This window comes from Providencia sp. PROV032 (assembly GCF_028484875.1).
Classification (GTDB): domain Bacteria; phylum Pseudomonadota; class Gammaproteobacteria; order Enterobacterales; family Enterobacteriaceae; genus Providencia; species Providencia rettgeri_E.
In genome coordinates this window covers 401469-422544 of the sequence record NZ_JAMPSX010000004.1, presented here as the reverse complement: position 1 = coordinate 422544, position 21076 = coordinate 401469, and the positions used below count along the sequence as shown (strand labels likewise).

The following is a 21076-nucleotide window of genomic DNA, read 5'->3' as shown; positions in this document are numbered from 1 at the left end:
TGGCGCATTATAGGGAGTCAGAAAAATCTAGCAAGTGTTTTTTTTGAAAAAAACTCTTAAGTGACTATATTTTATACTTTACGGCTAACTCGCAACCAAAAAAAGCGGTTTTATACGTAATTTGATATAAAAAAGGTGGCTAATGATAGCCACCTTTTAATTCTACAATAATATCAATTACTGTTTAGCAATGATTTCGTCATTTTCTACATCTAAAATGACTGGTTTACCTGGCAATAACCTACCTGACAGGATTTCTTGTGCCAGAGGGTTTTCAATTTCCTGCTGAATTGCACGTTTCAATGGCCTTGCTCCAAAGATTGGGTCAAAACCAGCCTCTCCAATTTTCTCCAGTGCAGCAGGTGTCGCACTGACTTCATAACCGTGCTCTTCAAGACGTTTGTATAAACGAGCCAGTTGAATATTGGCAATATTCGTAATTTGCTCTTTACCTAATGGATGGAACACGACGACTTCATCGATACGGTTAATAAATTCAGGCCTGAAACTATGGGATACCACTTCCATGACCATATCTTTCATTTCTGAATAACCAATCATGCCAAATCTTTCTTGGATTAAGTCAGAACCCAAGTTAGATGTCATAATGATCACCGTATTACGGAAGTCTACCGTTCTACCTTGCCCATCTGTTAAACGTCCATCATCAAGCACTTGTAATAAAATGTTGAAAACATCAGGGTGTGCTTTCTCAACTTCATCCAATAAAATGACGGAATATGGACGACGTCGAATAGCTTCGGTTAAATACCCACCTTCTTCATAACCGACATAACCTGGAGGTGCGCCCACTAAGCGTGATACCGCATGTTTTTCCATAAATTCAGACATGTCGATACGAACCATTGCATCATCGCTATCAAACATGAAGTTTGCTAACGCTTTACACAACTCAGTTTTACCTACCCCTGTTGGCCCTAAGAACATAAACGAGCCAATTGGGCGATTTGGGTCAGATAACCCTGCACGGCTACGACGAATTGCATTCGATACGGCAACGACCGCTTCGTCTTGCCCAATAACACGCTGATGGAGTTGCTGTTCCATGCGTAACAGTTTTTCTCTTTCGCTTTCTAGCATTCGAGATACTGGGATACCTGTCCAACGCGCTAAGATTTCAGCAATTTCGACATCTGTTACTTTGTTACGTAACAGTTTCATGCTTTTACCTTCAGCTTTCGTTGCTGCTTCCAGCTGTTTTTCCAATTCTGGAATTTTACCGTATTGTAATTCGGACATTTTTGCCAAATCACCCATACGGCGTGCTTTTTCCATCTCGATACGTGTATTTTCAAGTTCAGCTTTAATATGCTGAGTACCCGTTAATGATGCTTTTTCAGCTTTCCATTCTTCTTCTAACGCAGAATACTCACGCTCTTTTTCAGCGAGCTCTTCTTCTAACATCTCAAGACGTTTTTTACTCGCGTCATCCGATTCTTTTTTCAATGCTTGCTGTTCGAGTTTGAGCTGAATAATACGACGTTCCAGCCTATCTAAGGATTCAGGTTTCGAATCCATTTGCATACGTAAACTCGCACCCGCTTCATCAATCAAGTCAATTGCTTTATCAGGTAACATACGGTCAGTAATATACCGATGTGATAACGTTGCTGCCGCCACAATCGCTGGGTCTGTTATCTGTACATGGTGATGCAATTCATAACGCTCTTTTAAACCACGTAAAATGGCAATTGTGTCTTCAACCGATGGCTCTGCCACATACACTTTCTGGAAACGACGCTCTAAAGCAGGGTCTTTCTCAATGTATTGACGGTATTCATCTAATGTGGTTGCACCAACACAGTGTAATTCACCGCGAGCTAGAGCCGGTTTTAACATATTACCCGCATCCATCGCACCATCGGCTTTACCTGCACCAACCATGGTGTGTAACTCATCAATAAACAGAATGACGTTACCTTCCTGTTTGGCAAGGTCATTTAGAACCGCTTTCAGACGCTCCTCAAACTCACCACGATATTTCGCACCTGCAATCAGCGCCCCCATATCTAGGGATAGTACGCGCTTATTTTTTAACCCTTCAGGGATTTCACCATTTACAATACGTTGTGCTAACCCTTCAACAATGGCTGTTTTACCAACACCTGGCTCACCAATCAGCACTGGGTTATTTTTAGTACGGCGTTGCAGTACTTGAATGGTCCGACGAATTTCTTCATCTCGACCAATCACTGGGTCTAATTTGCCTTGCTCTGCACGTTCGGTTAAATCAACAGTGTATTTTTTCAAGGCTTGGCGCTGGTCTTCAGCGCTTTGGTCATTCACTTTTTCTCCACCACGCATCTGTTCTATTGCCTTTTTTAAATTATCTTTATTAACACCAGCAGCTTTGAGCATATCTGCTAATGTCGTATTGGCTTCTAAAGCAGCGACAAGAAATAATTCTGAGGAGATAAACTCATCTCCGTGCTTTTGTGCCAACTGATCACATAAATTCAAATGACGTATTAAGTCACTTGATGGTTGAACATCGCCTGCTACACCTTGCACTTGAGGTAAACGCCCTAATGCATCTTCGACTTTTTGCTGAAATTGTACGGCATTCACGCCTAACGTCGTCAGCAATGGACGAACGGTGCCACCCTCTTGATTAAAAAGGGCGCTTAATAGATGAATAGGTTCGATAAACTGGTTTTCGCGCCCAAGGGCTAGTGATTGGGCGTCAGCGAGAGCTTGCTGGAATTTATTCGTTAAACGGTCCAGACGCATAACACCTCCAATAAATGAGATTAAATTTGCTACTGGATACTAGATGAGGTCAGTTTTTAAATATTCAAGTTTTGCAAGGAATTATTTTTGTTATATTCGTTAATTTAGAATAAAAAACCAAAACTAGGTATTTATCCATATCAACGAGGCCATCCTGCCGGTCTTTCCTTCTCTTCGATAGGAAAAAAATCTGTTTTTGTCTGTTACGGTACAAAAATCACCACCATAGACCTTCGTTACGCCAGCAGCCTGTAGTTTTTTACGTGCTAATAAATAAATATCAGCCAGATATTTATCATTATAAGGAATAAAAGCAGAGGCTAAATCAGATGATTGATTAACAAAAGCCGCTTTGACTTCCTGACCGACTTCAAATTTCTCAGCACCAATAGCGGGACCAAGCCAAGCAATAATTTCATTTGCAGGACTAATAAATTGAGCAACTGTATTTTCAAGAACCCCATGACATAGCCCGCGCCACCCTGCGTGGGCTGCTGCCACTTCCGTTCCTGCTTGATTAGTCAATAACACAGGCAAGCAATCCGCAGTCATAATAGCGCAAACTTGCCCTACCTGATTGCTATACACGGCATCTGCTTGCCTATTGTGAACTTTCTTACCAACAAGATTGAGTACATCCGTCCCATGAATTTGCTCAAGCCAAACAGGCTGTTGCGGTAACTGAGCAAGTTTTTCAAGACGCTGACGATTTTCACTGACGGCATTGGGGATATCCCCAACATGATCACCTAAATTCAAGCTATCGAAAGGTGGCAGGCTCACTCCACCAACACGCGTTGTACTACAGCTAGCTATATTGTTAGGTTGTGGCCAATCAGGGAAAATCAATGTATTCATTACCAGTCCATATCGTCTTTATGCAGTTCAGTATCTGCTTTTAGAGCTTCAATAAGCTTAACCATATCATCAGGTAACGGTGCATGCCACTCCATTTGAATACCTGAGATTGGGTGATATAAGCGTAACATGGTGGCGTGCAGTGCTTGCCTATCAAAATTACGCATCACTTCCAGAAATTCTTCTGTCGCCCCTTTTAATGGACGCGGACGGCCACCGTATAAAGGGTCACCAATTAATGGATGATTAATGTGGGCCATATGGACACGGATTTGGTGGGTTCTCCCCGTTTCCAGACGTAAACGTAACCGAGTATGGGCTCTAAAGTGCTCCATTATTCGATAATGCGTTACCGCAGGTTTCCCCATTGGATGAACAGCCATATGCGTTCTTTTAGTTGGATGACGAGAGATAGGTTCTTCTACCATGCCACCCGCTGTCATACGGCCTACCGCAACCGCTTCATATTCACGCGTAATTTCTCTACGTTGCAATGCTTCAACAAGGTGGGTTTGAGCAGGAACTGTTTTTGCTACAACCATTAAGCCAGTGGTGTCTTTATCTAAACGATGAACAATACCGGCTCTTGGCACATCTGCAATTTCAGGATAGCGATATAACAACGCATTCAAAATTGTGCCATCAGGGTTCCCTGCACCAGGGTGAACAACTAAATCACGTGGTTTATTAATAATTAGGATATCTTCATCTTCATAAATCACATTAAGTGGGATATCTTGTGGTTCCCAGCGATTATCTTCTTCAATGAGGGCATCGATTAAAATTTGTTCACTGCCGAAAACTTTTTCTTTTGGCTTATTGATAACTTTGCCATTAACCTGCACTCTATCAGCTAAAATCCATTCTTTTATGCGAGAACGTGAATAATCAGGGAACAATTCGGCCAAAGCCTGATCTAAACGTTGACCAAGCTGTGATTCAGCGATAGTTGCACTAAGTTGTACTTGTTGAGCCATAAATTAATCTACTTTTTGGTGTTTGTATTTTGACGGCAGCGCCGTTTCATTTAAAATATATGCTATTGTAACTCGAATTTTGCCGGGAGCCTTATGGATAGACTCCCTCGAAACACTCAGAGGATAACCTACACGTGATGATACGTATGAAAAATCTGGTGGCTGCAGCCACGTTGAGCCTGATTTTAGTCGGCTGTTCCAGCACTCCTGAAGTCAGCCCTGATAGCTCCCCTGCTGAAATATATGCAACGGGTCAGCAAAAATTACAGGACGGCAATTTTAAAGCAGCGATTAAACAATTTGAAGCTCTTGATAACCGTTATCCATTTGGTCCATATGCTCAACAGGTTCAATTAGACCTGATTTATGCATATTATAAATCAGCAGAGCTGCCAATGGCGATAGCCGCGATTGACCGTTTCATGCGTTTGAATCCAACTCATCCAAATATTGATTATGTCCTCTATATGCGAGGCTTAACCGCAATGGCTCTGGATGATAGCTTATTGCAAGGCCTTTTTGGTATCGACCGCTCAGACAGAGACCCACAGCATGCACGAGTTGCATTCAAAGATTTCAGTCAGCTAGTGCGCTACTACCCTAACAGCCTATACTCCAATGATGCGAGTAAGCGGTTAGTCTTCTTAAAAGACCGCTTAGCGAAATTCGACCTTTCTGTTGTCGAATACTACAACAAACGCGGTGCTTATGTCGCGGTTGTTAATCGTGTTCAACAAATGCTAAAAGACTACCCAGACACAGAAGCAACACGTAATGCCTTAGCATACATGGAAATTGCTTATAATGAGATGGGGCTAAACCAAGAAGCGAATAAAGTTGCGAGTATTATTGCTGCAAACCCACAATAATACCATCGTAAGATCTAAAACAGCAGCCATGGCTGCTGTTTTTCTTTGTTAGCAGTGATTTAGTTGCTTGCTCATTTAAGTTACTAATTTTAACCCAAAAAAAGCTCAGGCCAATAACCGTTCCGTTAGCCAACCCAATCAGTTTCCCTTAAACCATTCATCTTGGCAATGCTTTTTCGCCCCTTTTTTACGTGAAATCACACTTCGGATGGGTGCAACTCTTCCCCTGAATGAGATGTGATCTACATCAATTTTTTCTTAGCAAGAACAGGTATTCTGAACTCAACAAAGACGGAAACAATGAGAGGTAACTATATGATAGTGAACATTACTAGCAAGCAAATGGACATTACCCCAGCGATTCGTGAGCACATTGAGAGCCGTCTAACAAAACTCGACAAGTGGCAAGTATCTCTGATAAATACCCATATTGTATTATCAAAAGAGCCACAAGGTTTTATGGTTGATGCCAACATAAAAACAGCGACAGGAAAATTGGTCGCAAGTGCCAAGCATGAAGATATGTACGTTGCAATTAATGAACTAATTAACAAACTCGAAAGACAACTCAATAAAGTGCAACATAAAGGAGAATCAAGAAGAGCCTATAATAGTGTAAAAGAAGCGAATAATACTGTTACGTTATAATTTTATATTATCTATCAACTAATCTTGAACCTTATAAACGCGCTCACTATGGGCGCGTTTTTTATGTTTCTGATCCTTATCTATTGACTTCTGAGTGAGTATCGGGTTTATTTAAATTGAATCTGACGAAAGGTATCCATATGAATCTTAATTTTGTTTTCTTTTTCTTCTTTAGCAACGCCTAATTAGGGGCTTTTGTCGTTCGAGAAAGAAAAGAAGACAAAATTAAAAAGCCCCCTCTAGGGGGCTTTTTTTATATCATAATATTAACAGGGGTGGGCAGAATGGAAAACAGCACTAATTTATTGAAAGTAAGAGAAAAAATAAGCCAACTAGATAGTGAGTTACTCAATCTTTTAGCAAAGCGCCGTGGTTATGCTGTTGAAGTTGCTGAAACAAAAATTGATGATAGCCGCCCGATTCGCGATAAAGACCGTGAACGCCAGCTTTTGGATGTTTTAATTAACAAAGGCAAACCTCTAGGACTTGATGGTTTTTATATTACTCGTTTATTTCAAATGATTATTGAGGACTCTGTTCTTACACAACAGGCGATTTTACAAAAGCATTTAAATTTAACCCCTAGTGACACTGCCCGTTTCGCATTTTTAGGGCCGAAAGGCTCTTATTCACACATTGCTGCACGCCAGTACTCAGCCCGTCATTTTGACCAGTTGGTTGAATGCAGTTGCCACAAATTCCAAGATATTTTTTCATTAGTTGAAAATGGGCAAGCAGAATACGGTATTTTGCCAATAGAAAATACCAGTTCAGGTGCAATTAACGATGTTTACGATTTACTGCAAAATACGTCATTATCAATCGTCGGAGAGATTCGACTCCCAATTAATCATTGCCTCTTAACGACAGGAAATACCGATCTCAGCCAGATCAAAACCGTTTATAGCCACCCACAGCCTTTCCAGCAATGTAGCCAGTACTTAGCGCAATTCCCACACTGGGAAATAAAATATTGTGATAGCACATCAACCGCAATGCAAATGGTTGCCGATCAAAACTCACCGAGTGTCGCAGCTCTTGGAAGTGAAGCCGGTGGCGCATTATACGATTTAAGTGTAATAGAGCATAACCTTGCTAATCAGCAAATTAATATGACTCGCTTTATTGTTGTTGCACCACAATCAATTGAAGTCACAGAACAAGTTCCTGCAAAAACAACACTGCTTCTGACCACTGGCCAACAAGCTGGTGCTTTAGTTGATGCATTAGTTATTTTGAAAAATAATAAGATAATTATGAGCAAGTTAGAATCACGCCCAATTAATGGAAAACCCTGGGAGGAGATGTTTTATGTCGATGTTCATGCAAACTTGCGTTCAGATAATATGCAACAAGCTTTAAAAGAACTTTCAACAATTACTAGGTCAATTAAAATATTAGGCTGCTACCCATCCGAAAATGTGGTTCCTGTTGAACCTGAAAAAATTACACCTTAATAAGATATAGTTAGGCTGTATTTTTCAGTGCAGCCTATTAAACTGAAACTATACTCTCACTTCAGGTTGGTGATTCGACGATTTCACTCTGAAATAATTGACTAGCTCCTTCAAATGGTACGCCTGTTCATTTAATGAGTCCGCTGCGACAACAGATTCTTCAACTAAACTCGCATTTTGTTGTGTGGTTAAATCAAGCTGCCCGACCGCACTATTAATTTGAGAAATACCATCGCTTTGCTCACGGCTAGCTTGCCCAATTTCACGTAATAACGCATTCATCTCTTTTACACTATCAACCATACCATGTATTTGTTGCGTTGCTTTTTCGACAAGTTCCATGCCTTCTTGTGTTTGGGACGATGAATTTTCAATCAACCCACGAATATCACTCGCGGAAGCAGCACTTTTCTGTGCTAGCAACCTTACTTCTCCAGCAACAACAGCGAAGCCTCGCCCATGCTCACCCGCTCTTGCCGCTTCCACCGATGCATTCAATGCTAAAATATTAGTTTGGAATGCAATGGAGTCGATGAGATTAATAATTTCTGTCATCTGTGATGATGAGCCATTAATTGCACGCATTTTATTCGTAACTTGGCTCATCATATCACCATTGTTTTGTACAATAATCGCAGTTTGGTCTGCAAGCATACTTGCTTCATGAGTGTGTTCAGTCGTGTTTTGAACCGTTGACGTGATTTGTTCCATTGAACTGGCAGTTTCTTCAACTGATGCGGCTTGCTCTTCAGTACGCGCGGCCAGATTTTGGTTCCCCGCAACAATTTGCCCTGCTGCTGCCGAAATACTTTCAGAACCTTGCTGAACCTCTTGGACGATTTCCAGCAAGTGTTCTTTCATCGCATTCAGTGCATTTAGCAACACACCCGTTTCATCTTTTGAAGTAACCTGAATATCTTTAGTCAAATCCCCATTTGCAATTGACTGAGCGAAATTAACTGCATTTTCCAATGGCCTTGTAATAATTGTCGTAATATACCACCCCATTACGCAGCCCACGCCAGTACTCAAGATCGATAGCACTGCCAGTAATATTTTATTACTTTCATAGTCTGCATTAACTTTCCGGCCAATCTCTTGCATCTGCAAATCTTGAATTGCCATTAACGTTTGAATTTGTTCTCGATAATCACGCTGAATACTCGACGTTTTCGTCATCATTTCGTCAATAGCAGCTTGGCGATTATTCTCTGATAAAAAGGTATTAATGCGAGTAATTGATGAATGAAACTGTTGGCGAATAACACGCAAATCAGCCAAAACTTCTTTAGAACGATCATCTGTAACGTTATTTTCTAAGTTTTCCATCAATTCATTAATTTTTAATGTAATTTTAGCCAATTCTTCTCTGCGTTTATCACTACCACGATCATCAAGTAAAATTAGCTCTTGGATCCCTATAAAAGAATAGAAGTTATCCATCATTTGCCCTGCGGTAGAGGCGATAGGATAACTTTCATACAACACTTGCTTCATGCCATCATTAGCTCGGTTCATATTCGCTAAAGAAAATATTGAACTTAAGATAATAAGCGCAACAAAACTACCAAATGCTACCGTTAACTTCATACTGATTTTAAGATTTTTAAAAAACATATATTTACCACGCTAACCATCATTTAATGAGTAGTGTTATCGGTAAAATAGATGAAATCTTTATCATATAAATCGATCGATTCATAAATATTAATTTTATAAATCGATTAATTTAGAATTAAATAGTGAATAAATTTAATTTTTGACTGAGTGGCATATTATTCGATAGAAATTATATAGATAAGTACAATTGCTTATTTTAAATAAATATATACGGAAAGATTAGCTAAAACAGGAGGCTATGGAAGATAATAATAAATTAACAAAAATTAAAGCCCCCTACCGCTATAAAATACGATAGAGAGCGGGGGATGATTATTTCCGATTATCATTTGCTCGTTGCAATAATGATTGGCTTTCTTTCATAAAATGATGGGCATCTTCGCCGAACCACTGGCTAACTTGATTAAATTGGCGAATAAATTCTGTTTTATCTTTGTTCTCTAGTAGTGCGATTGAATCACCTAACAACTGGTGATATCGACGTATCAATTCAACATTTTCATTTGAAGACATAATAATGTCTGCATATAGCTGAGGGTCTTGGGCAAATAACCGCCCAACCATCGCAAGCTCTAAACGGTATATAGGCGATGATAAATCAAGTAATTGCTGTAAATCGATATTTTCCTCAGCAAGGTTTCGCCCGTAAGTAAATGTTGTAAAATGGCGTAATGCCTGAATAAAGCTCATGTTTTTATCATGCTCTTCGGCTGATATTTCTTTCAAGCGAGCTCCCCAAACCAATAACTGTTCAAGGAACCACTGATAAGACTCTGAGCCACGGCCATTACAGTAAGCAAATACTTGCTTTGCAACACTACCAATATCAGGGCCAAACATCGGGTGAAGTCCAAGTACGGGCCCATCATGTACCGCTAACATCGCATCTAACGGTTGCTGCTTAACCGATGCGATATCCATTAAGATAGTGCTTTTATCCAGTTTCGGCAGCTGGTTAATGACTTGCACCGTTAAATGTATTGGTACACTAATCATCACGATGCTAGCACCAGCAACTATAGACTCTGCTTGCGGCCAATCACCTTCGTTCAAGGTTTTAACTTGGTAGCCTGATAAGTTAAGGAGACGATGAAATAGCCGTCCCATTTTCCCATCGCCACCGACAATCACAATCGGTCCTGCTGATGGGTTCAGTGTTTTGAACCCTTTATCATTTTCACGTGCATAAGATTCACGCATAATCCGTCTAAGAATATCTTCAATCAGATCAGGCGGGATCCCCATACGCTCAGCTTCGGCACGGCGTGCTGCCAACATGCTTGTTTCTCGTTCAGGCACATAAATCGGTAAGCCGTGTAAGCTTTTCACTTCACCAACTTCAGCAACCAGTTGCAGCCTTTTTGCTAATAAATCGAGTAAAGATTTATCAACTTCATCAATTTGTTCCCGTAAATGGGTTAACTCAACAGACATACCAATACCTTGATCAGCTCACTTTACTCAATTTTTGCGCACGTTGTTTAAGCACAGGTAGCAATGCCTGATGTAAATTACGCAATACCGTTTCCGTCGTTTGCCAGTTAATGCAGGCATCTGTCACTGACACACCGTATTTCATTGCGTCACGGGCTTGTTCAGATGTTTGATTCCCTTCATTAATATGGCTTTCTAACATAATACCTGTAATTGATTCATTACCATTAATAATTTGTTCAATAATAGAATCAACAACTAATGGTTGACGGCGGTAATCTTTATTTGAGTTTCCATGGCTACAGTCCACCATAAGCGATGGCGCTAAACCTGCTTTTTTCATTTCCGCTTCACAAGCCGCGATATCTTCCGCATTGTAATTTGGCGTTTTTCCACCACGTAAAATGACATGGCCATTACTATTCCCTTTAGTATGTAATAAACAAACTTGGCCAGATTGGTTAATTCCCATAAAACGGTGTGGCATGGCAGCAGCTTTTAATGCATTAATTGCTGTAGATAAGCTTCCATCTGTCCCATTTTTAAAACCAACTGGCATAGATAAGCCTGATGCCATTTCACGGTGTGTTTGTGACTCAGTCGTTCTTGCACCAATTGCAGACCAACTGAATAGATCCCCTAAGTATTGGGGATTGTTAGGATCCAGTGCTTCTGTTGCTAATGGTAGCCCCATATTCACTAAATTAGTTAATAAGTCACGAGCAATATGTAGGCCTTTTTCCATTTCAAAAGAGCCATCCATAAATGGGTCACTAATCAAGCCTTTCCAACCCACTGTTGTACGAGGTTTTTCAAAATAGACACGCATCACAATATATAAGCTATCACTTAATTCTTCGGCTAATACTTTTAGACGCTCACCATATTCAATAGCGGCATCCACGTCATGAATTGAGCAAGGACCACATACCACGAGTAAGCGAGGGTCACGTTGGTGAATGATATCAGCAATCACTTGGCGCGATGTCGCAATGGCATGCAGGCTGCTGTTACTCAGCGGATATTTCTCTTTCAGACTCTCAGGAGTGATTAATACCTGCTCGTCTTGAATATTCACGTTGTTGAGTACATCTTTTTGCATGATCATTTTTTACCTACTTATTAGCTTATATTTGCTTAGTTTATTATTTACGTATTGTGTTTGAGTGCATGAGTAATAACATACCATGCATCGTAAACAATTCAATCCATTTATGTAAAATATCTCTATTGATGTATATTTTTATTTACACAACCATATCTAATTGATAATTAAATAAATCAAAGAAAGATAGATATTTCCACCATTTAAATTAGAGTTGAAAACCACTCATCTGTAAATATTTATTTACAGATAAGTATGAGTTACCAGCTATATTCTAAATAGTTCAAGTTGTAGCAAGGCGGCAAAGTGAGGACATCGCAGGGAGCATACATCAGTATGTGACCTGTGTGGCTGAACAAAGCCAACACAGCTACAGCTTGAAATATGACGAATATAGTGGCGAATATAAAAAGGCCCGCAAAAGCGGGCCTCTCTATAACATAACTTTCGGATGTAGCGAAAGCGTATTACTTGGCGTTCAGACGCTCTTTGATACGAGCTGCCTTACCAGAACGCTCACGCAGGTAGTACAGTTTAGATCTGCGAACAGCACCACGACGTTTAACAGCAATGCTATCTACGACTGGAGAGTGAGTTTGGAATACACGCTCAACACCTTCGCCGTTAGAAATTTTACGAACAGTGAATGCAGAGTGCAGACCGCGGTTACGAATAGCGATAACCACGCCCTCGAATGCCTGCAGACGTTTTTTAGAGCCTTCTACGACCCATACCTTAACTTCCACGGTGTCACCCTGACGGAATGAAGGTACGTCCTGCTTCATTTGCTCTTCTTCGATTTGTTTAATAATGTTGCTCATAATAACTCTCTTACCCTAGGTAAACTGATATATTTAGACAATTAATTGTCTGGATTCATTTGTTGCTCAGACTGATATTCCCGTTGGAATTCAGCCAGCAACATCCTCTGCTCGTCAGTCAGAGCTAGGCTTTCCAGAAGCTCAGGTCTTCTAAGCCAGGTACGGCCGAGTGATTGTTTCATGCGCCAGCTATCTATTTTAGCGTGGTTTCCTGAAAGTAAAACATCAGGAACTTGCATGCCATCTAACACTTCAGGGCGGGTATAGTGTGGACAATCTAACAAACCATCTGCAAAAGAATCTTCTTGGGCAGAAGCTTGATGACCAAGTACCCCGGGTATAAACCGTGAAACTGAGTCAATCAACACCATCGCGGGAAGTTCCCCACCACTGAGAACGTAATCACCGATTGACCATTCTTCGTCAACTTCGGTTTGAATGATACGTTCATCAATGCCTTCATAGCGGCCACAAACAAGAATTAACTTCTCATTGGTTGCCAGCTCGCAAACACCGTCTTGACTGAGTTTGCGCCCTTGCGGTGAAAGATAAATAACCTTTGCACCCTCACCAGCCTCAGTTCTTGCTGCGTTGATTGCATCCTTAAGCGGCTGCACCATCATCAGCATGCCTGGACCACCACCATAGGGGCGATCATCAACAGTCTTGTGCCTATCGTGAGTAAAATCTCGCGGATTCCAGCACTCAAATGTTAGCAGGCCATTTTTCACTGCCCGGCCAGTTACCCCGTACTCGGTTATTGCGCGGAACATTTCGGGAAACAGGCTAATTACACCAATCCACATGATTTTGTCCCACTCATCAAAACCGTTCAACCGGAGATTTAAAAACCAGGATCCCAATCCACTTCAATAAGTTTGGCATCGAGATCGACTTTCTTGATAACCTGCCCATCAAGAAACGGAACCAACCGCTCCTTGATGCCAAATGCATCTTTTAAATTCGCCTTAATGACCAGTACATCATTTGAACCGGTCTCCATCATGTCAGTGACGGTACCAAGGTCATACCCTTGTAACGTCACTACGTGGCAGCCCATCAGGTCTTTCCAGTAGTATTCGTTTTCTAACTCAGGAAGTTGGGTTGAATCAACCGCAATTTCAAAATTAGTCAAGAGTGCTGCTGCATCGCGGTCATCGACCCCGTTCAGCTTGACGATGATATCCTTGTTATGATGTTTCCAATCTTCAATTTCAATGTGTTGCCATTGACCTGAACGTTGGATAAACCAAGGCTGATACTCAAAAATACTTTCAGCATGTTCGGTGGACGAAAAAACTTTGAGCCAACCACGAATACCGTATGCCGCACCTAATTTCCCCAATACTATTGGGTTTTCAGGTGGCTGTAGTTTAGTTTGCTTGCTCATTGTTACCACCGCGACAGATTAAGCTGCTTTCTTAGCTTGTTTGACCAGTTGTGCAACACGGTCAGAAATAGTTGCGCCTAAGCCAACCCAATGCTCAACACGGTCTAGGTCTAAACGCAGTTCTTCTGCTTGACCTGCAGCGATCGGGTTGAAGAAACCGATACGCTCAATGAAACGACCGTCACGCGCATTGCGGCTATCAGTCACAACGATTTGGTAGAACGGACGTTTTTTAGCGCCGCCACGAGATAAACGAATTGTTACCATAACATCCTCATTAGTTAACAAAACAACCAGACTCCATCGAGGGATAGAGTCCGGCTGTCATATAAAAAGCCCGAAAAGTTTACTCACTTTGACGCAAAAATCAATCAAAAGTGCGTTTTGTTTGAGGCTTTATTGCTTAACGCCCCGGAAAGCCCGGTGGCATCATACCCTTCATGCCGCGCATCATCTTGGCTAGGCCGCCTTTTTTCATTTTCTTCATCATGCGTTGCATGTCATCAAATTGTTTTAAGAGGCGATTAACTTCTTGCACGGTAGTTCCCGAACCTGCCGCAATACGACGTTTTCGTGAACCTTTAATAATTTCTGGTTTTTCACGTTCTTTACGTGTCATGGAATTAATCATCGCTTCCATACGAACGGTGATTTTATCATCCATTTGGGACTTAACGGCATCGGGTAACTGAGACATTCCTGGCATTTTGCTCATCATGCTCGCCATGCCGCCCATATTACGCATTTGCTTTAATTGACTTAAAAAGTCGTTTAAATCAAAGCCATCTCCCGTTTTAAGTTTTTTAGCAAGCTTTTCAGCTTCATCACGGTCAACTTTATGCTCAATCTCTTCAATCAGAGAAATCACATCCCCCATACCAAGGATACGAGACGCTACACGCTCTGGATGGAATGGTTCTAAGGCATCAGTTTTTTCACCAACACCTAAGAACTTAATAGGTTTCCCCGTAATCGCACGAATTGAAAGCGCCGCACCGCCTCGTGCATCACCATCCACCTTGGTCAACACGACCCCTGTCAGTGGTAAGGCTTCGTTAAATGCTTTCGCTGTGTTTGCCGCATCCTGCCCTGTCATCGCATCAACGACGAATAAGGTCTCAACGGGCTTAATAATGCGGTGAACCTCTTGGATTTCCTCCATCATCGCTTCATCGACATGCAAGCGACCTGCGGTATCCACCAACAACACATCGTAGAATTGCAATTGTGCATGTTTTAATGCTTTTTGAACAATTGCTGCGGGTTTTTCTTGTACTTCTGAAGGGAAAAAGTCAATTCCAACGCTTTCAGCTAATGTCTCTAGTTGTTTAATCGCTGCAGGGCGATAAACGTCAGCAGAGACAACTAATACTTTTTTCTTTTGCTTTTCTTTTAATAGCTTACCTAATTTTGCAACGCTGGTTGTTTTACCGGCACCTTGCAACCCCGCCATTAAAACAACCGCGGGGGGTTGTGCAGACAAATTAAGTTGGTGGTTTTCGTCCCCCATCGCCCTAGTCAGTTCATTTTGAACTATTTTAATGAACTCTTGGCCAGGTGTTAGACTTTTATTGACATCTTGCCCAACGGCATTTTCTTTAACTTTTTGAATGAATTCACGGACAACTGGTAAAGCAACGTCAGCTTCCAGTAAGGCCATGCGAACTTCGCGTAGTGTTTCTTTAATATTTTCATCAGTTAGACGGCCACGCCCACTGATATTGCGCAACGTGCGCGATAGTCTGTCAGTTAAATTATCAAACATATGTCTTAGCTCAATTCTGTTGATGGGCCGATGTCAGCCTGATCTGGTTGCTAATACAGATAATTTCAAGTGTCATTATCTAACAACTTGAATTATAAGCATCAATGCCTTCACTATGATGAAGGGAAACCAACACTAAAAATAATCGCGGCAAAATAATGCCCCATTGTAACATGCCCACAGTTTTTTCGCTGCCCCCTGTTTGAAACAGATGATACAGGTTATTATGGCTTGAATTTAATAATACGAACCAAGCAGTAGGCGCATGAAGTGCTATCAGCAATGAATATATTGTGATTGGCCCGTCCAATAGTTGGAGCCTACACTCGTACAAGTTATACTATGAAATAACTTTCCACTAAAAACGATTAACGACACTATACTATGCCCGTATTTGCAGTCATAGCAGTTTGTACATACATGGTCAGTCTATTACTGATCGTCCCTGGCCAAGTGCGTAAGCAGCCACTCTACCGCTATCTTGCACTTTTTCTTGCTGTGATTGCGTTAGTAACTCACGCTATTACATTGAAATTTTTGATTTTCAGTGAAGCCGAAGGACAAAACCTCACACTGCTGAATTTAGGCTCAACAGTGAGCTTGCTCATGTGTGTGATTATGACTGTTGTCGCTTATTGGGGAAAAGCTTGGTACTTAACGCCCATCGTCTATAGTTTTGCCATCATTAACTTGATGTTGTCGACGCTAATGCCTGGGGAGTTTATTACGCATCTCGAAGCACGAGTACCACTTTTTGTTCATATTGGCCTCGCTTTATTGAGCTATGCAACACTTCTTATTGCCGCCTTATATGCGTTACAAGTGGCTTTAATTGACCATCAGCTAAAAAACAAAACCTTAAAATTTAGTCCCGATATGCCACCTATGATGGTAATTGAACGTAAAATGTTCCACGTCACTCAAGTTGGCGTCATTTTGCTGACTCTTACCTTATGTACCGGCTTTATTTATATGGATAATATTTTTGATAAAGAAAATATCCATAAATCGGTGTTATCCGTGATCGCCTGGTTTGTTTATATCACTCTACTTTGGGGCCATTTCCATGGAGGATGGCGAGGTAAGCGCGTCTTATTTTTCCATGTTGGCGGGTCAATCATTTTAACCATGGCTTTTTTTGGTAACCGTCTAATACAGGAGTTTATGGTATTTTGACACAAATAAAGTCACTCTTTTCACAGCATAAGGAAACTTGTTTTGGATGATGTGTCCACGAGTACGCTAATCATCATATTGATTGTTTTAATTTTTATGTCAGCCTATTTTTCTGCATCAGAAACAGGGATGATGACGCTAAACCGTTATCGGTTAAAACATTTAGCAAAACAAGGCAATCGCTCAGCGATCCGTGTTGAAAAACTTCTTAAGCATCCAGACAAGCTGTTAAGTCTCGTCCTTATCGGTAACAACTTAATTAATATCGTCGCTTCTGCATTAGCGACGATTATCGGTATGAGGCTGTATGGTAACGCAGGAGTCGCGATATCGACGGGGATCCTGACCTTTGTGATCCTCATTTTTGCTGAAGTTATGCCCAAAACGCTGGCTGCGCTCTACCCTGAAAAAATCGCATTTCCAAGTAGTTATTTCTTAAAACCATTGCAAGTGGTCATGATGCCCATTGTTTGGGCATTTAATACGATTTCAGCGTTGCTGTTACGTTGCATTGGCGTGAAATCACTAACCGCAAGAACTGATGCGGTTAATAAGGAAGAGTTACGCACTATTGTTAACGAATCAAAGCATAAAATTAGCCGCCGAAATCAAGATATGTTGATTTCAATTTTAGATTTAGACAAAGTCACTGTCGGCGATATTATGCTGCCTAGGAATGAAATTGTTGGTATTGATGTCAATGATGACTGGAAGTCAATTATTCGGCAGCTCACCCACTCACCTCATGGCCGTATTGTGTTATACCGTGACTCACTCGATGACTCTATTGGTATTTTACGTGTCCGTGAAGCCTACCGTCTTATGATGGAAAAACGTGAGTTTAATAAGCAAAACCTCATAAAAGCTGCTGATAACATTTATTTTATTCCTAACAGTACACCTTTAAACGTTCAGTTAGTTAATTTCCAGCACAATAAAGAAAAACTCGGGATCATTGTTGATGAATACGGTGAAATTCAAGGCCTTATCACTGTAGAAGATATATTAGAAGAGATAGTGGGTGACTTTACAACCTCTATGTCGCCATCCTTAGCCGAGGAAGTCTTGCCACAAAGTGATGGGAGTGTTCTTGTGGACGGCACTGCAAATATTCGTGAACTGAATAAGGCTTTTGACTGGAATCTCCCTATAGATGGCCCTAGAACGGTTAATGGGATGGTTTTAGAGGTTATCGGTGACATCCCACAACCTGAAGAGCAAATCGTGGTAGGCCATTACCTTATCGAAGTATTAACGATGAGTGAAAATATCGTTAAGCAGGTGAGGATCACGCCACTTACTTTTAGTTCTCAAGTCCCTGATCTTTGAGTTGACTATAAACTTGCCAGTAAATTCTCATATAAAAAAAGAGCCTTCATTGGCTCTTTTTAATAGCGAATATGCGATAAAAAACTAAACGTGTAACTGCTCAAGTTTCTCTGCTGGTAGTGCTAACTCATCGTTCTTATTGATTCCAATTTCTGATGCGATAACATTACGTGCAATTTGCTGAGCTTCTTCTAGCGAGTGCATTTTGTATGTACCACATTGGTACACATTCAATTCGGGAATTTTGTTTTGATCTTTCACTTGCAAAACATCTTCCATTGCAGCTTTCCATGCCTTAGCAACACGCTGTTCATCTGGCTGACCGATAAGGCTCATATAAAAACCAGTACGACACCCCATTGGTGAAATATCAATAATTTCAACACCATTACCGTTGAGGTGATCACGCATAAAGCCTGCAAAGAGATGCTCTAAAGTATGCGTTCCTTTTTCTGTCATGGCTTCTTCATTGGGCACAGTAAAGCGCAAATCAAAAACCGTAATGGTATCACCACTTGGTGTTTTCATGGTCTTTGCCACACGTACAGCAGGTGCTGACATGCGAGTATGATCGACAGTAAAGCTATCTAATAATGGCATTTCGTGACCTCCTCGAAAATAAAAAATATTTTCTAAAATAAATGAAACTATTTTGAAAATACATAGTCTGAATTATTGAAAGACGCGCAATTTGTTATCATCCCTAATTCTCTAAGAGATTTTTTATTTGGCCACCTAGAGTGGCCATTTCTTTTAACGCCCTGCATGAATGCGCAGATAGTCCTCAAAGCTTTCGCTCTCATTTTGTTCCATCTTTGCTTGCTTCTCTATTGAAGCTAATCGTGCTTGCTCAAATTGCTCTTCAGTTATCACTTCATACGGCTCATTCACTAACTGTTCAAAATATTTTTCAGCTAATTCTAACCCGTAGCCACCAATGCCTTTCTCTAGCATTTCATCCATAACAAGTGCTGAATATGTGAGAGTAGGGTCTTTAAACATAGCAACAAATTGGTGACAAACCTCTTGATACTTGGCATCACAACAAGTGTCTAATACTTCAGCCACGCGAATCAAGTCATTAAATAATTGCTGCCCGACTTCAACTAATGGCTTAACTTCACTGCCACAACCGAAACCAATAACTTGACCTGGTTTACGGCCTTCGAGGATGACACGATTCCAGTTTTGACGACAACAGTCTAATTCCTGTGCATTCATTTCAGGTGCATCAGCAAGTACACACCAGATTAAGAATAGATCAACAAAACGAGCTTGAGTTTCATTAACACCAATTGCACTAAATGGATTAATATCAAGTGAACGGACTTCAATGTACTCAATACCACCGCGCAACAACGCATCAGACGGTGATTCACTACCTTTAGGTACGCGTTTAGGCCGTATTGGGGCGTAGAGCTCATTTTCAATTTGTAGCACATTCGTATTCAGTTGAATATATTTGCCATCTTTTTTTACCCCCAGTTTTTCAAATTCAGCTGAAGGCTTATGGATGGCTTTTTTCAGGCTTTCGACGTATTCATCCAGTTTATTGAATGTGATATTTAAATCACTTTGTGATTTATTTGTATACCCCAAGTCACTCATGCGTAATGATGTCGCATAAGGCAAGTAATACGTACCACAGTCCGTTTTATCAAATGATAGTGTAGTATCTCTATCTTTCAAAAAAGAGCCGCAGATAGCCGGAGATGCGCCAAATAGATAAGGAATAACCCAACCAAAGCGGTAGTAATTTCTAATCAGGCGCAAATAGCCTTCAGAAATTTTTTCTTTGCCACTTTCTGCATCTTCAATACCAGCCCATGCTTGCCAAAATTCAATCGGCAAAGAGAAGTTATAATGCACCCCTGCTATCGTCTGCATCAAAGCGCCATAACGATTTTTAAGGCCCTCACGGTACAGTGTTTTAAACTGCCCTACATTAGAAGAGCCATATTGCGCAAGAGTGATTCTATCTTCACTTTCAATAAAGCACGGCATACTCAACGGCCACATTCTTTCATTTTGAAGATGACGAGCAGTATAGCGGTGCAAATCCCGCAAAAAAGCCAAATTATGGCTAATGCTTTTATCTACAGGAGTAATAAATTCGAGTAAGGACTCCGCAAAATCTGTCGTGATCCATTTATGTGTTAAAGCTTTTCCCAGCCCTTCTGGATGCAAGGTCTCTGCAATTGCGCCTGTTGGGGTTACACGCAATGTTTCACGCTCTATACCACGTTGAATGCCATTTAGTGTTTCTGGGTGCGCCTCTAACCATGAGAGCGCTTTCGATACGTCCGGGATCAAGTCGACCTCCCGCCTGTGATGTTAATTTATTTTATTAAGGCAATTACTTTAGCCTAAATCACAGAAATTGTCGCTGTCTAGATGTGTTGTTTATGAGGGAATAAATCAAAGAGCTATCGAAAATATGATTTAGTTAATTTTATGAATGGCAATTTTAGACAAAAAAAACTCCTCGAATGAGGAGTTTCTTAATGATGGTGCATCCGGGAGGATTCGAACCTCCGACCGCTCGGTTCGTAGCCGAGTACTCTATCCAGCTGAGCTACGGATGCAAAATTTGGTCGATAGTAAATCGATAGTTACAATAACTATTATTGAATTAAATTAATAAGGTATTATTGATATCGCTAAGTTATTAGCTAAGAGATGGTGCATCCGGGAGGATTCGAACCTCCGACCGCTCGGTTCGTAGCCGAGTACTCTATCCAGCTGAGCTACGGATGCATACTTAATGCAAGATGTGCTGCTCTCTCAAACTTCTTTATCAACTTCTACTTCTATAAATCAATTTCTTAGTTACTGCTTTGTTTCGTTGCTAAAACCGAAACAACACCCCATCAGAT

General features: G+C 40.9%; 18 protein-coding genes, 2 tRNA genes and 1 other annotated feature. Of the genes, 5 read left to right on the top strand and 15 right to left on the bottom strand.

Annotated elements, in window-relative coordinates; translation table 11 throughout:
* Positions 1 to 177: 177 nt before the first annotated feature.
* The 3 genes from clpB to rluD form a co-directional block, all read right to left on the bottom strand.
* On the bottom strand, positions 178 to 2751 hold the full coding sequence (gene clpB, locus PSF42_RS05010) for an ATP-dependent chaperone ClpB (protein WP_125893599.1): 2574 nt from the start codon (positions 2749 to 2751) through the stop codon (positions 178 to 180).
* 123 nt (positions 2752 to 2874) lie between these two features.
* Positions 2875 to 3609, bottom strand: coding sequence for a purine nucleoside phosphorylase YfiH (gene yfiH / locus PSF42_RS05005; RefSeq protein WP_272679559.1), 735 nt, complete (start codon positions 3607 to 3609; stop codon positions 2875 to 2877).
* Positions 3609 to 4586 carry a 23S rRNA pseudouridine(1911/1915/1917) synthase RluD gene (rluD, locus tag PSF42_RS05000; RefSeq protein WP_102139721.1) on the bottom strand — a complete coding sequence of 326 codons (978 nt, stop codon included), beginning with the start codon at positions 4584 to 4586 and terminating at the stop codon, positions 3609 to 3611. The genes yfiH and rluD overlap by 1 nt, the downstream gene beginning before the upstream one ends.
* Positions 4587 to 4723: 137 nt before the next feature.
* Here rluD and bamD point away from each other — a divergent pair, with 137 nt between their 5' ends.
* The 3 genes from bamD to pheA all read left to right on the top strand — a co-directional run bounded on the left by bamD (position 4724) and on the right by pheA (position 7560).
* Positions 4724 to 5455: an outer membrane protein assembly factor BamD gene (bamD, locus tag PSF42_RS04995; RefSeq protein WP_102139722.1), complete on the top strand. Its 732-nt coding sequence runs from the start codon at positions 4724 to 4726 to the stop codon at positions 5453 to 5455.
* A 315-nt stretch (positions 5456 to 5770) separates the two neighbouring features.
* Positions 5771 to 6103, top strand: coding sequence for a ribosome-associated translation inhibitor RaiA (gene raiA, locus PSF42_RS04990; RefSeq protein ID WP_102139723.1), 333 nt, complete (start codon positions 5771 to 5773; stop codon positions 6101 to 6103).
* Between the two features lie 139 nt (positions 6104 to 6242).
* Positions 6243 to 6360 (top strand) — a sequence feature (Phe leader region).
* 27 nt (positions 6361 to 6387) lie between these two features.
* Positions 6388 to 7560 (top strand): bifunctional chorismate mutase/prephenate dehydratase, encoded by a 1173-nt coding sequence (gene pheA / locus PSF42_RS04985; RefSeq protein WP_272679558.1) that lies wholly within the window; start codon positions 6388 to 6390, stop codon positions 7558 to 7560.
* A 48-nt stretch (positions 7561 to 7608) separates the two neighbouring features.
* Here the strand turns inward: pheA and PSF42_RS04980 are convergent, their stop codons facing one another.
* From PSF42_RS04980 to ffh, 8 genes are all read right to left on the bottom strand, one after another.
* Entirely contained in the window at positions 7609 to 9177 is a 1569-nt protein-coding gene (locus PSF42_RS04980) for a methyl-accepting chemotaxis protein (RefSeq protein WP_272679557.1), read from the bottom strand.
* Positions 9178 to 9492: 315 nt separating this feature from the next.
* Positions 9493 to 10614, bottom strand: coding sequence for a bifunctional chorismate mutase/prephenate dehydrogenase (gene tyrA / locus PSF42_RS04975; protein WP_272679556.1), 1122 nt, complete (start codon positions 10612 to 10614; stop codon positions 9493 to 9495).
* 13 nt (positions 10615 to 10627) lie between these two features.
* Positions 10628 to 11722: a 3-deoxy-7-phosphoheptulonate synthase gene (locus PSF42_RS04970; RefSeq protein ID WP_125893607.1), complete on the bottom strand. Its 1095-nt coding sequence runs from the start codon at positions 11720 to 11722 to the stop codon at positions 10628 to 10630.
* A 464-nt stretch (positions 11723 to 12186) separates the two neighbouring features.
* A complete protein-coding gene (rplS, locus tag PSF42_RS04965; protein ID WP_096864779.1) occupies positions 12187 to 12540 on the bottom strand; it encodes a 50S ribosomal protein L19 in 354 nt (117 codons plus the stop codon).
* A 41-nt stretch (positions 12541 to 12581) separates the two neighbouring features.
* On the bottom strand, positions 12582 to 13346 hold the full coding sequence (trmD, locus tag PSF42_RS04960; protein WP_125893610.1) for a tRNA (guanosine(37)-N1)-methyltransferase TrmD: 765 nt from the start codon (positions 13344 to 13346) through the stop codon (positions 12582 to 12584).
* A gap of 38 nt (positions 13347 to 13384) precedes the next feature.
* Positions 13385 to 13930: a ribosome maturation factor RimM gene (gene rimM, locus PSF42_RS04955; protein WP_125893611.1), complete on the bottom strand. Its 546-nt coding sequence runs from the start codon at positions 13928 to 13930 to the stop codon at positions 13385 to 13387.
* A gap of 18 nt (positions 13931 to 13948) precedes the next feature.
* The gene (gene rpsP, locus PSF42_RS04950; protein WP_004264823.1) at positions 13949 to 14197 is read right to left on the bottom strand and encodes a 30S ribosomal protein S16; all 249 of its coding nucleotides are present in this window, start codon (positions 14195 to 14197) and stop codon (positions 13949 to 13951) included.
* 136 nt (positions 14198 to 14333) lie between these two features.
* Positions 14334 to 15695, bottom strand: a complete 1362-nt coding sequence (gene ffh, locus PSF42_RS04945; protein WP_004914034.1) for a signal recognition particle protein — start codon at positions 15693 to 15695, stop codon at positions 14334 to 14336.
* Between the two features lie 384 nt (positions 15696 to 16079).
* Between ffh and PSF42_RS04940 the strand changes: the two genes are divergently transcribed.
* Entirely contained in the window at positions 16080 to 16871 is a 792-nt protein-coding gene (locus PSF42_RS04940) for a cytochrome C assembly family protein (protein WP_102139731.1), read from the top strand.
* A 42-nt stretch (positions 16872 to 16913) separates the two neighbouring features.
* Complete coding sequence (locus tag PSF42_RS04935) at positions 16914 to 18200, top strand: CNNM domain-containing protein (RefSeq protein WP_125893613.1); 1287 nt, start codon at positions 16914 to 16916, stop codon at positions 18198 to 18200.
* 84 nt (positions 18201 to 18284) lie between these two features.
* Here PSF42_RS04935 and luxS read toward each other — a convergent pair whose 3' ends face one another.
* The 4 genes from luxS to PSF42_RS04915 all read right to left on the bottom strand — a co-directional run bounded on the left by luxS (position 18285) and on the right by PSF42_RS04915 (position 20957).
* Positions 18285 to 18800, bottom strand: a complete 516-nt coding sequence (luxS, locus tag PSF42_RS04930; protein WP_125893615.1) for an S-ribosylhomocysteine lyase — start codon at positions 18798 to 18800, stop codon at positions 18285 to 18287.
* Between the two features lie 153 nt (positions 18801 to 18953).
* Positions 18954 to 20513 carry a glutamate--cysteine ligase gene (gshA, locus tag PSF42_RS04925; protein WP_125893617.1) on the bottom strand — a complete coding sequence of 520 codons (1560 nt, stop codon included), beginning with the start codon at positions 20511 to 20513 and terminating at the stop codon, positions 18954 to 18956.
* 195 nt (positions 20514 to 20708) lie between these two features.
* A tRNA-Arg gene (locus tag PSF42_RS04920) sits at positions 20709 to 20785 on the bottom strand.
* A gap of 95 nt (positions 20786 to 20880) precedes the next feature.
* Positions 20881 to 20957, bottom strand: a tRNA-Arg gene (locus PSF42_RS04915).
* Positions 20958 to 21076 lie beyond the last annotated feature (119 nt).

Excerpts from the sequence above, each read along its gene's own strand:
- clpB (WP_125893599.1), bottom strand. The coding sequence starts at position 2,751 with ATGCGTCTGGACCGTTTAACGAATAAATTCCAGCAAGCTCTCGCTGAC.
- yfiH (WP_272679559.1), bottom strand. The coding sequence starts at position 3,609 with ATGAATACATTGATTTTCCCTGATTGGCCACAACCTAACAATATAGCT.
- rluD (WP_102139721.1), bottom strand. The coding sequence starts at position 4,586 with ATGGCTCAACAAGTACAACTTAGTGCAACTATCGCTGAATCACAGCTT.
- bamD (WP_102139722.1), top strand. The coding sequence starts at position 4,724 with ATGATACGTATGAAAAATCTGGTGGCTGCAGCCACGTTGAGCCTGATT.
- raiA (WP_102139723.1), top strand. The coding sequence starts at position 5,771 with ATGATAGTGAACATTACTAGCAAGCAAATGGACATTACCCCAGCGATT.
- pheA (WP_272679558.1), top strand. The coding sequence starts at position 6,388 with ATGGAAAACAGCACTAATTTATTGAAAGTAAGAGAAAAAATAAGCCAA.
- PSF42_RS04980 (WP_272679557.1), bottom strand. The coding sequence starts at position 9,177 with ATGTTTTTTAAAAATCTTAAAATCAGTATGAAGTTAACGGTAGCATTT.
- tyrA (WP_272679556.1), bottom strand. The coding sequence starts at position 10,614 with ATGTCTGTTGAGTTAACCCATTTACGGGAACAAATTGATGAAGTTGAT.
- PSF42_RS04970 (WP_125893607.1), bottom strand. The coding sequence starts at position 11,722 with ATGATCATGCAAAAAGATGTACTCAACAACGTGAATATTCAAGACGAG.
- rplS (WP_096864779.1), bottom strand. The coding sequence starts at position 12,540 with ATGAGCAACATTATTAAACAAATCGAAGAAGAGCAAATGAAGCAGGAC.
- trmD (WP_125893610.1), bottom strand. The coding sequence starts at position 13,346 with ATGTGGATTGGTGTAATTAGCCTGTTTCCCGAAATGTTCCGCGCAATA.
- rimM (WP_125893611.1), bottom strand. The coding sequence starts at position 13,930 with ATGAGCAAGCAAACTAAACTACAGCCACCTGAAAACCCAATAGTATTG.
- rpsP (WP_004264823.1), bottom strand. The coding sequence starts at position 14,197 with ATGGTAACAATTCGTTTATCTCGTGGCGGCGCTAAAAAACGTCCGTTC.
- ffh (WP_004914034.1), bottom strand. The coding sequence starts at position 15,695 with ATGTTTGATAATTTAACTGACAGACTATCGCGCACGTTGCGCAATATC.
- PSF42_RS04940 (WP_102139731.1), top strand. The coding sequence starts at position 16,080 with ATGCCCGTATTTGCAGTCATAGCAGTTTGTACATACATGGTCAGTCTA.
- luxS (WP_125893615.1), bottom strand. The coding sequence starts at position 18,800 with ATGCCATTATTAGATAGCTTTACTGTCGATCATACTCGCATGTCAGCA.